The organism is Corallococcus terminator, from assembly GCF_003611635.1.
In the GTDB taxonomy this organism is placed as follows: Bacteria; Myxococcota; Myxococcia; order Myxococcales; family Myxococcaceae; genus Corallococcus; species Corallococcus terminator.
In genome coordinates, this window is sequence record NZ_RAVZ01000327.1 from 1 (window position 1) to 11,052 (window position 11,052).

Annotated in this window: 6 protein-coding genes; 5 read left to right on the forward strand and 1 reads right to left on the reverse strand. The window is 65.1% G+C overall.

What is annotated here, in order from left to right; all coding sequences use genetic code 11:
- Positions 1–30: 30 nt before the first annotated feature.
- Genes D7V88_RS33265 through D7V88_RS33280 form a run of 4 tightly spaced genes read left to right on the forward strand, consistent with a single transcriptional unit; the run spans position 31 to position 9,196 of the window.
- Positions 31–6,339, forward strand: a complete 6,309-nt coding sequence (locus D7V88_RS33265) for a DEAD/DEAH box helicase (RefSeq protein ID WP_120544643.1) — start codon at positions 31–33, stop codon at positions 6,337–6,339.
- On the forward strand, positions 6,336–7,550 hold the full coding sequence (locus tag D7V88_RS33270; protein WP_120544644.1) for a PD-(D/E)XK nuclease family protein: 1,215 nt from the start codon (positions 6,336–6,338) through the stop codon (positions 7,548–7,550). The genes D7V88_RS33265 and D7V88_RS33270 overlap by 4 nt, the downstream gene beginning before the upstream one ends.
- Before the next feature lie 6 nt (positions 7,551–7,556).
- Positions 7,557–8,009 (forward strand): very short patch repair endonuclease, encoded by a 453-nt coding sequence (locus tag D7V88_RS33275; protein ID WP_120544645.1) that lies wholly within the window; start codon positions 7,557–7,559, stop codon positions 8,007–8,009.
- Positions 8,006–9,196 carry a DNA cytosine methyltransferase gene (locus tag D7V88_RS33280; protein WP_158625215.1) on the forward strand — a complete coding sequence of 397 codons (1,191 nt, stop codon included), beginning with the start codon at positions 8,006–8,008 and terminating at the stop codon, positions 9,194–9,196. Before D7V88_RS33275 ends, D7V88_RS33280 begins: the two co-directional genes overlap by 4 nt.
- Positions 9,197–9,225: 29 nt before the next feature.
- On the opposite strand, the gene D7V88_RS33285 is transcribed toward D7V88_RS33280, so the two are convergent.
- A complete protein-coding gene (locus D7V88_RS33285; protein WP_120544647.1) occupies positions 9,226–9,900 on the reverse strand; it encodes a hypothetical protein in 675 nt (224 codons plus the stop codon).
- 434 nt (positions 9,901–10,334) lie between these two features.
- Between D7V88_RS33285 and D7V88_RS42705 the strand changes: the two genes are divergently transcribed.
- Positions 10,335–10,898, forward strand: a complete 564-nt coding sequence (locus D7V88_RS42705; RefSeq protein ID WP_147448961.1) for a hypothetical protein — start codon at positions 10,335–10,337, stop codon at positions 10,896–10,898.
- The last annotated feature ends 154 nt before the right edge of the window (positions 10,899–11,052 follow it).

Sequence of the window (11,052 nt, forward strand, 5' to 3'; positions counted from 1 at the left end):
CCAGCATCCGCTTCACCATCTGACTCTTGAATGCGTCCGTATACGGCACCGTTGTCTTCCTGCTCGCCCCGCTCAGGTGGTCACCTCGGCTGCTCAGCCGAGGCGACAACTACGCTGACACTGGGGGGCACGGGCTCGGGCAAGACGGAGTCCTTCATGCTGCCCCTGCTGGCGCGCATCTCCCAGGAGGCCGTCGGCTGGGGAGTCCCCGAGAAGGGGTACCTCGGGCAGAACTGGTGGGTCGATCCCGAAACGGGTCAGCCCTACTCCGAGGAGAAGAAGGGGCGGCGCTACCTGGAACTGCCCAAGCACAAGCGGCCCGACGCGAAGAATCCCCTGAACACCGCCTTCGAGAGGCACCGCGCGGGCGAGAAGCGCACGGCGGCGGTCCGCGCGCTCGTCCTCTACCCGATGAACGCACTGGTCGAGGACCAGCTCGTGCGCCTGCGCAAGGCGCTCGACTCCGCCGAGGCGCGCGAGGCCATGAAGGAGCACTTCCATGGCAACCGCATCTTCTTTGGCCGCTACATCGGCGCCACCGAGGTCACCGGCCATCCCGGCTCGACGAGTACCCCTCGCGGACTGGACTCCTTCCTCATGGCAGGCAAGGCCGCCGCGAAGAAGATGGGCTCCATCAAGCTTGAGGGACACAAGCTGGCCGATGCCAACGGTGACGTGGCGTACGAAGACGTGTGGCAGGACGAGCGGGATCGCCGCGGCCGCCGGCTGACCCAGCTCTTCGAGTACATGGCGGCCCTGGAGCGTGGGCAGATCCAGGCGCGGCTCCACGCCTTAGACAGGCAGGCCCAGGAGAACCTTCACGCCAGGCTCAAGGAGCACGGCAAGCAGCACGGTGCCCCCACGCCGGCGGACTTCCTCGCCTTCGCGGAGGACCCGAAGGTGGGCAAGCGCTCCCGGTCGAGTCTCCTGGAGGACTACCAGAAGCTCTTCGGGGCTCCCGATGATGCGACTCGCCAGCGGATTGAGAAGCTGCAGCTCACGGACAAGGACGCGGACCGGGCCCCGTCCGCTACGGGCGTCGATGACGCGCCCTTCATGTTCCCGTCAGTGGACGGCGCGGAGATGAGCAACCGGTGGGACATGCAGCTGGATCCGCCGGACATCCTCATCACCAACGTCAGCATGCTGAGCGCCATGCTCAACCGCGAGGTCGAAGAGCCCATCTTCAAGCAGACGCGCAAGTGGCTTGAGCGTGACGATGCGTACTTCTTCCTCGTGCTCGACGAGTTGCACCTGCAGCGCGGCGCCGCAGGCACCGAGGTGTCCTTCCTACTGCGCATGCTGCTTGAGCGGCTGGGCCTCACCCAGAGCGCGAAGCAGCGAGGCAAGGTCCGCATCCTGGCCTCAAGCGCGTCGCTCCCCGCCGCGCCTCAGGCGGAGGCGGAGAAAAGCTCCCAGTACCTGTGGGACATGTTCGGCCCGTTTGGCCTGTCCCCAGCGGACCGGAGCGAGAAGGATTCCAAGGAACTGTGGTGCCAGTCCATCGTGTCCGGGCACGAGCGGAAAGGCCGGTATGAGCCCACCACCGAGCCCGCGAAAGTGCGGCTTGATCCAGCCCCCTTCCGCGAGTTGCTCCTTGCGCACCAGAGCTCGGAATGGCGCGACCCCGACGTTCCCCTCGCTCAACCACTGTTCGCCAAGGTGCCCGACGGGGTCCAGCCCCTCGAGCCCGCGTGGAGGCGCGTTTGCGCGGCCCTTGGCATCGGCGCGGACAAGCCGCTGTCCCAGGCCATCTCCGATGCCATCACCGAGGCGACCTACCGCCTGCTGTGGGCGTGCTGGCAGCAGGACGAGGGGCGCACTCGCGCGCAGCCCGTGAGCGAGCTGGCGGAGAAGCTCTTCGGGCCTCTCACGGCCGAGCCAGGGCACACGGCCACCGAGCACCTGGAGGCCCTGCGTGGGCTGCTCTTCGTTCGCGGCGTGGCGGATGGGCTGAAGGCGCTCGGCTACCTCGGGGGGCTCAATCTACCCACATTCCGAGTCCACACCTTCTTCCGGAGCATCGAAGGCCTCTACGCCCCGGCTTACAAGGGCCTCGGCGCAGCGAAGACGAAGCAGGAGCGGCGGGCCGAGGTGGGCCAACTCACCATCGAGCAGGCGCACCGCATCGCCATCGACACTCCCCAGGGGCCTCAGGAGCACCGGCTCTTCGAGCTCGTCTACTGCGAGTGCTGCGGCGAGCTGTTCTTCGGGGGCATGCGGGCCGAATTCTCCCGCAGCCCCTACTTGGCCGAGCTCCTACCCCAGGAGCCCAGGCTTGAGGGGCTGCCGGATGACGCCGCATCCCAGCGCTTCGAGGATCTCTCCTGGCAGCAGTACGCTCTCTTCTGGCCCAGCTCCAAGCCCCGCCCCTCCGACGCTCCGGCAGAAGCCAAGGGCAAGGACAAGGACAAGGACAAGGAGAAGGGCCAGTGGCTGAGGGCCGTTCTTGAGCGGGAGACGGGGGGCATCCTGATGCGGGACAAACTGAAGGACTCGGAGTTCGACCCCAGCAGGCACCTTGAGGGCTGGTACTACGAGAAGGGCAGTAGCAGCGACGCCGGGCACAAGCGCAACTGGGACTCCCCGGGCACCAACGTGCCCTACTCCTGCCCCAACTGCCTCACCTCGTACAAAGGCCGCATCGATACTCGCTACCGCCTGTCTCCCCTACGGAACTTCCGGGCCGGTTTCGCCAAGACGACGCAGCTGCTGGCTACCGAGCTGTTCGACGCGCAACGTGTCTCCAACCCCGTGGAGCTCCCCAAGCTGGTGTCCTTCTCGGACAGCCGACAGGACGCGGCTAAGGCGGCGCTCTCCATCGAGAAGAACCACCACCAGGACATCCGCCGCGTGCTGCTCGTGCGCACGCTGCGGCACCACCTTGCCAACCGCGACAGTCGGCGGGCGAAGCTCGAAGCTGAGTGTGCTGCGATCGAGCAGACCCTCGCCACGGCACCTGCCCCTGTCAAGGACATGCTGTCTCCCCAGCTTGCCGCCAAGAAGAGCGAGCTCGCCAGCCTGCTCGATCCGAGCGCCGCGCTTTCCAAGATCATCGGCATCGCCAGACCCGAGCAGCTCGGCCCGGCGTCGGAGGTTCCCGCGCTGATCGCGGACATGGCCCGGTGCGGTGTCCACCCCTACGATGGGGCGGGAGTCGATCGCCCCGCCGGCCAACAGCCCGGCGGCACGGTGCTGATGCGCTTCCCGTGGAACCGGCTGCTCTCGCTCGACCCCGCGACCGGCAAGCTGACCTGGGCAAGCTCCACGGAGGCCGACGAGGCGCTCGCCATGGACAATGCCCGCGTCAACCTCGTCACCGAGGTGCACCGGGTGATGACGGATGTCGTCTTCAGCAAGACGTACTTTTCGCTTGAGGAGTCGGGCCTGGGGTATGCGACGGTGCCGCTGCCGCTCCAGGGCACGCCCGAGCAGAAGCAGCGGCGCGCAGGAGAGCTGGCCGCGTTGCTCCGGGTGATGACCGATGCCTACCGGTACTGGCCCAGCCCCTTCGCCGAGAAGGATCACATGGGCCAATCCAAGATGCCCCCGGAGTGGAGAGAGGCCGCGCAGGTGGGCCCCAAGGTGAAGAAGTTCGCCCAGGAGGTGTGGGGCACCGACTGGGAACCGCAGCTGAAGGCGGCGCTGGATCAGCTCGCGGACGCCGGGCACAAGGACGGGCTCATCCGCATGCCCTCTGTCCGCATCCAGCTCGTTGCGGATGACGCCCAGTACGTCCGGTGCGCGCAGTGCTCCCGTGTCCACCTGCACCCGGGCGTCGGCGTCTGCACGCGCTGCTTCTCCAGACTCGACTGGCCCAAGCTGGACAAGCGGCCCATCGCAGAGTTGCACGTGCGCAGCTTCCTGGCCCGCCGCATCCAGCGCGCGGCCGCCCTCGTCGGCGACGACGGCCACGGCGCCTTCCGGCTCCACTGCGAGGAGCTCACCGGGCAGACAGAGGGGCCCGCCGAGCGCCAGCGGCAGTTCCGCGGCATCTTCGTTCCACGGCTGGAGGACCTTGAGGGCACCAGTGACGAGACGGCGGAGGCGGGCGAGCGGGTGCTCGGGGAGCAGAACCTGCTCTTCAAGCTCAGGAGCGAGATCGACCTGTTGGCCGTGACGACAACGATGGAGGTGGGAATCGACATCGGCCCGCTGCAGGTCGTCCTCCAGGCGAACATGCCCCCGCAGCGCTTCAACTACCAGCAGCGCGTGGGCCGCGCGGGACGCCGGGGCCAGGCCTTCTCCCTGGCCCTGACGATCTGCCGGACCAAGAGCCACGACGTCTTCTACTTCCGAGAGCCAAAGGCAATGACGGGGGACATTCCCCCGACGCCGTTCCTCACCAAGCGGATGGAGAGCATCGGCGGCCGACTGGTGCGCAAGGGCTGGCTGTGGAGCGCCTTCCGGCGTCTGCGCGAGGAGGAGCGCAAGGCGGGGCGCCCCTTCCCGGGCGACCTGATGATCCCCCCCGACATCCACGGCGAGTACCTACCCACGGCCCTCTTCCGGGACAGCGCCTGGCAGGCACGGACGGAGAAGGCGCTTGAGGAGGAGCAGAGCTACGCCCAGCAACTGGCGCGGCTGCTTGAGGAGGGCAGCTCGCTGAGCTTCGAGGTGAAGGTGCCCGAGCTCATGCAGAGCATGAGAGCCGCCGTGGACCGCATCCAGCAGATGGGTCTGGCGCACGTGCTGGCCGAGTATGGCTTGCTGCCCATGTACGGCATGCCCACCCGGGTGCGCGAGCTGTACATGGGGCTGCGGCGAAGCGGCGGCGAGCGCAAGTGGAGTACCGTGGATCGGGACATCGATCTCGCCATCTACGAGTTCGCCCCCGGCTCCACCGTCGTCATCGACAAGCGCGAGCACCTGGCCGTGGGCTTCACCCCCGACCTCACGCCGCCCATTGGGCGCAAGGGCGGAGAGGCCATCTACACCATCCAGGACTCGGCGTTCAGCCATAGCTTCGAGCTGGTGCAGTGCAAGGTCTGCCAGGCCTGGACGGACCTCTCCAAGCAGCAGGCGGCCACCAAGTGCGAGTGCGGCACGGCGCTTGACCTGGACGCGCGCCGGCGCTGCTGCGTGCCCAACGCCTTCCGGACGGATCTGCCTCTCTTCCCGCGCACCACCGAGGAAGAAGCTGACGGCGGTGTCCGCCATCGCTCCATCCAGGCCGAGGCGGAGCGGATCCCCTTCGAGGAGGCCCAGGGCTTCGGTACCCCGGGAACCTGGAGGCTACCCTTCAAGTACCGCAACAGCCGGACGTTTCGGCTCAATCGAGGGCCCAACCACGAGAACGCCGGGCGCTACTTCAGCGTGAAGGAGGGCACGGACAGCTTCCTGAGCGCCAAGCTTGAGAACCAGGTCATCTGCACGGACGGAGAGCTAGACAAGCGGGTACGGAGTTTCACGCCCGAGTCCACGGAGCAGCATCTGTGGCTGGCAGCGCCCAAGACGACGGACTCCCTCTACCTGGCCACGCACGGCACGAAGGACGGCCTGGCACTCCACCGGTTGTACTCCCGCGTGGACGAGGGCGTGGCCGACGACGAGGTGACACGCTGGCTGGGCATCCGCGCGGCGGCGATGTCGGCTAGCTTCATCATCGCCAGCCGGGCCGCCTTCGAGCTGGACATCGATCCCGAGGAGTTCGACGTACTGGAGCCCCGGCGCTACATGCGCGAGGACCAGCGGCCCCTGCTGCAGATCACCGATCACTTGGTGAACGGAGCAGGCTACTGCGACTGGCTCGTCCAGCAGGAAGGTGGCCAGCCCCGCATCGCGCGCCTCGTCCAGTCCATTCTGGAGAACAAGAGCAGGTACCCTCTCAAGCAGTTCCTCGACCCGAAGCATACCGGGTGCGACTCGTCCTGCTACCGCTGCCTGCGGCGCTACGGCAACCAGCCCTTCCACGGACTGCTCGACTGGCAGTTGGGGCTGGCGTTCATCCGGGCCATGGTCGACCCGGACTACGGGGTGGGCCTCTGGGAGGGAGACTTCGAGGCGTACGTGGAGCTCGGCCGCTGGCCGAAGTTCGCGGAGGGGCTGGCACGGCAGATGGCCGAGCGCTTCGGGGGCGAGAGCATCTGCTTCGGTAAGGTCCCCGCCTTCCGGATCCGCAAACAGGCCGGTGAACTCACCCCGTGGGTCCTCATCCGGCATCCGCTCTGGGACTGGAGCCAGGAGAACGGGCCGCCTTCAGGGACGATCCTTGCCCATGCCTATGGCGAGGCGAAGAAGGCGGGCGGACTGCCCATGTGCTGGGACAGCTTCAACCTCCTGCGCCGCCAAGTACTGGTGCGTGAGAAGATCATCAGCGAGGCAAGGAGCCACCAATGACGCGGCCCCCTCCACTCCCAAGCTCGCTTGAGCGAGTGGAGGTACCCGCTTTTTTCTCCCCATCTCGCTTCGGCGCGCTGGGGCGGTGCAAGCTCTCGGTGCTTGGCGAGCGGAGCGCCTCCGTGCTCCTCCCCCCGGGCGTTCACGCGCTGGTCGGCACCCTCGTGCACCACGTGCGGCGCGAGCTGAGCGAAGGCCATTGGAAGGCGGAGCTGAGTCAAGAGCAGGCGTGCACCTTGCTCCTGGCGGAGGTCACTCAGCAGGCAGAAGCTCAGCTGGCCCGCACGACGAGCACCGCGGCACTCGTTCCTCTGAATGAAGCGATGGGGTTCAGAGCCTGGGAGCTGCGGGAGCTGCGCCTCCGGCGGTGGGCCTCACGGCTGGTGCTGAAGGGAAAGAATGGGCCCGTACGGCCGCTGGGAGATCTGCTGGCGGTGCCTACCGGCCAGGGCCCTGACACCCCACGGCTTGAGACGGGAGACGAGGCTTGGCTGGTTGCGCCCTCGGTGCGGCTGCGGGGAAGAGCCGACCGCATCGAGCAGACGGTGCCGGGCACTTTCGACATCATCGATTTCAAGTCCGGCCGCCTCCATGACGAAGAGGGGCAATTGCTGCCAGACGCGACGCTCCAGGTGCGGCTGTATGCCCTGGCTGCGGAAGAGGCCGGGGCCGGGGCCGTGCGTCTCTTACTTGAGGGAGACGATCGCCACCACGTGCCGTGGGGTGACACGGAGCGCGGCGAAACGCGAGCCCTGCTCCGGACGATCTCCAAGAAGCTCCCGGCGGGTAAAACTCTTGGCACCGAGGACCTGGCCGAGCCCGGCCCTCACTGTCGTGGCTGCCGCCTACGGCCCTCGTGCAGGCGCTACCTTGACTGGGGCCCCAATGCGTGGACGCACCCGCCGCTTCCCGGGCAGGAGCCTCCACTGGACGTGTGGGGCACGCTTGAGCGCGTCGCGACAGGAGCCCGCGGCGACACGGTGGAGCTGCGCGATGCCAACGGTCATCTCGTCATCGTCGACGGGGTGAATCCTGCCCGGGGGCTGGGGGCGATGGCGGCCGGAGAGATGGTGTATTTCTTCGAGCTTGAGCGGACGGAGGACCGACGCGCTCACGGCCGAGTGGTGCACCCACGGAACTTCCACGAGTCCCCTCCCGATGGAGGCAGGCGGCTGCGCCAAGCCCGTAGCCTCCAGGTCTTCCGCGGCTGAAACCTGATGAGGCGTGATTATCCTTCCCGCGTGACGCTCCATCGCCCAGGGATACAGCCAACGGAAGAAGTCTCGCGCCGGATGAAAGCCGTGCGTCGGCGTGACACCGAGCCAGAGGTGGAAGTCCGGCGGATCCTGTGGAAGGCGGGAGCCCGGTTCCGGCTCTGTCCTCGAGACTTGCCCGGAACCCCTGACATCGCCAACAAGAGCGCGCGCTGGGCGGTATTCGTCCACGGCTGCTTCTGGCACGGTCATCGCAGCTGCAAGCTGGCGACCACCCCCAAGAGCAACAGCGCTTTCTGGGAAGCGAAGCTGGCTGCGAACCGTCGGCGAGATGCCCGCAAGGCGCTGGCACTGAGGCGGCTCGGTTATCGTGTTCTCGTGGTATGGCAGTGCGCATTGCGAGACCCAGCAGCTCTGGTCCGCCGATTCTCCGAGGCAGGTGTCACGAAGCGATGAGCGACGACCTGGACCAAATCGATGGTGGTGATGCCACCTTCCTGCGCAGCCGGATCCGATCGCTGCCTCTTGATGGCTCCGAGCGCTTGAGGCTGGTTGACCTCTTCGCGGGCTCGGGAGGCCTGACCCTGGGAGTCATGGAGGCCTGCCGCGCGATCAATGCGAGGCTTGAGGTGCGCCTGGCCATGGAGTTGGACGAGCGCGTTCGCGCCGTGTACGACTTGAACTTCCCCTCTCAGGTCAAGAACAACCGAGGCGACGTGCTCTCCAGGTTCGGACTGGTCCCTGGAAAGCCCCTCTCCGCCGCCGAGCAAGAGACGCGGCGCGAGGTGGGCAGGGTCGACATCCTGGTGGGTGGCCCTCCCTGTCAAGGTCACTCGGACCTCAACAACCACACCCGCCGACGTGACAAGAAGAACGAGCTGTACATGGTGATGGTCCGAGCGGCCGAGGTACTCAAGCCTCGCTATGTCCTCATCGAGAACGTCCAAGGTGTGCGTCGCGATCATGGAGAGGTACTCCTTCGAGCAACGGAGTACCTAAGAGGCGCCCTGGGCTACACCGTGGAACACCGCTTGGTGCGCATGGTGGACATCGGAGTTCCCCAGAAACGCGTCCGCCATATCCTGGTCGCCTATCGTGGCGACGAGGTCCCACAGCTGCTGGACTTTCCGCAGATCGAGAAGCCTCGCACCCTACAGTGGGCCATCCAGGACCTTCAGAAGAAGAAGTTCTCCATGCAATCGATCTTCGACACCCCGGCCCGGTTGAGCCCCGCCAATGCAGAGAGGGCGAAGTATCTGCTTGAGAACCCGGAGATTCACGACTTGCCGAACCATCTCCGGCCCAGATGTCATCGCGACAACCCCTCGCATCGCTACAAGGCGATGTATGGGAAGCTCAAATGGAACGAGCCGGCCCACACCATCACCACGGGGTTCGGCAGCCCCGGCCAAGGGCGGTATTTCCACCCGGAAGAGCCGCGTACGCTGACTCCCCATGAAGCAGCGCGCGTGCAGTTTTTCCCGGACTGGTTCGACTTCGGGCCGAACTCGAACCGAGGACTCCTCGCGCACTGCATCGGCAATGCAGTCCCGCCGAAGCTGGCCTTCTCCGTACTCGTCCGGCTCCTGCGTCAGCATGCCGCTGGTGTTTCGACACAGAAGCCCAAGGGTGAAGCCGCTTGACAGCAGTTCTTGGAAGCGCCCCGCTGCCGCTACCTGACGGCTTGGCGAGCTATCATCGCAGCCACCCACGGATCGCTGCGATTGATGCTCCCGTCTTCGGCGAAGAGGTAGCCTGCTGTCTTGGCCGCGAGAAACCTTGTGTCTTCCCGGTCCTGCAATGACGAGAACAACCCTTGTTTCACCGGCGAAGCAATCTTGATGCGTTGCCGGAGTGAGGGGTCGATGCTGCGTCCGCGCATCTCGCCCCTGGGGTCGAACCCATAGAGAATGAACGAGCACCCCTTCAAAAGTGCGACGGTGGGCGGATGGGTATCCGCGAACTTGGCGAGGAAGGATGGCACCAAGCAGAGATTGGCAAGGTTTGTATAGAAGAAGGGATCTCGTGCTTCGCCCTTCCCCCCATAGATGTGACAGAGTTCGGTGCTGCCCTTGTGGCGCTTGTCGTCAGTGGCCGCGCAGAAGACATAGTGGGGCGGGAAGTTGTCGCTGACGAAGTCACCTCCCTCCACAATCGTGTCCCTCGCCTCTCCGGCAGTCATCCTTCTAGCCCGGACCAGCGGCAATCCCTGGGTCGCCGAAACCACCTCTGGAGCAAGAAAGTAGGTCGCGTCCAGCATTGCCCTGCGAATGGGTTCCGCCTCGGTAGGTCCGTAGTAGCCCTGCAACAGCGTCCTTAAGAACGTCTCGCCCTCAAGCTTCGCCATGCCCCATGCTCCTTATTTGAATGCCCCTCTTCCCCCTGTACAGGCGGTGGGAGGCTCCAGGGGCAGCGCAGAGTACCTGATCTAGGCAGGAACCTGCCTTTGCCCCAGGCGGTTGAGAATGGCCAGGCCTTCGACCGCGCTTCCCTGCGCTTCACCTCGTTTGCCTGCCTTCCCTATCGGTACACATAACCAGAAGCATATTGGAGGTGGATTAAGTGCCAAAGTATACAATTTCGTTCAACGCAGAACTGCCTTCTGGCATATCGCACCCCATTCAAGCGACCAGTAAATCTTCCCAGTGGGCGGACCTTCAAGCCAATGGAGCTACAGTCAACCTGCCTGACGAACACTTCAAGCACTCCAAACGGGTCCCAGACGAAGTGCGGTGCGTATGGCAGAGTGGGCAACTCCGTAAGGTCCCCCGAACTCGCGTCGTGCGAAATGGCGCCATCGTCGTCCTGCTTGAATCGCCTCACGCCCATGAGTATTCCGAGCAATTCGAGCCGATTGGGCCACTGAAAAACCCGACATCGGAAGCTCGCCTGCTCTGTTTTCTCCATCGATTATTGAGCGACGCAGAATCTCCTGACGATGAAGAGGAAAGGGATGTCGTTCTTTGCAACCCCATTCAATGGCAAACGTCAATATTTCGCCTCTTGCCTCCGTGTAAGCAGGTGGGGCTTCAGGATGCCATCCGGAATACGGTCTGGAAAGCCCTGTGGACGTACAAAAACCAACATGGCCAGTTCGTCTTCCAGAGAGAATTCATCGACCGACTCACTCGCTACGGTCCGTGCCTCATCCTCAACGCGTGCACCGGCGGCACAAGCAAGAATGGCCCGAAGAAACTGGTCCAGGAGTTGCTGACAGCCACATTTCGCAGGCATCCTCTTCCCCGCATCTTCCGCAGACAGCCTCTTCCCCTTCGGATGGTTTCGGCTCACCCATCGGCTTGGAACAGCAACACCAAGATTGAGCCAGAACCTGATGAGACATGACCGGATGTACCTTGGTTTGGTCATACCCCCCCAGTGTCAGCGTAGTTGTCGCCTCGGCTGAGCAGCCGAGGTGACCACCTGAGCGGGGCGAGCAGGAAGACAACGGTGCCGTATACGGACGCATTCAAGAGTCAGATGGTGAAGCGGATGCTGG

Coding starts and splice junctions, on each gene's coding strand:
- D7V88_RS33265 (WP_120544643.1), top strand. CDS start 31: ATGCGTCCGTATACGGCACCGTTGTCTTCCTGCTCGCCCCGCTCAGGT.
- D7V88_RS33270 (WP_120544644.1), top strand. CDS start 6,336: ATGACGCGGCCCCCTCCACTCCCAAGCTCGCTTGAGCGAGTGGAGGTA.
- D7V88_RS33275 (WP_120544645.1), top strand. CDS start 7,557: ATGAGGCGTGATTATCCTTCCCGCGTGACGCTCCATCGCCCAGGGATA.
- D7V88_RS33280 (WP_158625215.1), top strand. CDS start 8,006: ATGAGCGACGACCTGGACCAAATCGATGGTGGTGATGCCACCTTCCTG.
- D7V88_RS33285 (WP_120544647.1), bottom strand. CDS start 9,900: ATGGCGAAGCTTGAGGGCGAGACGTTCTTAAGGACGCTGTTGCAGGGC.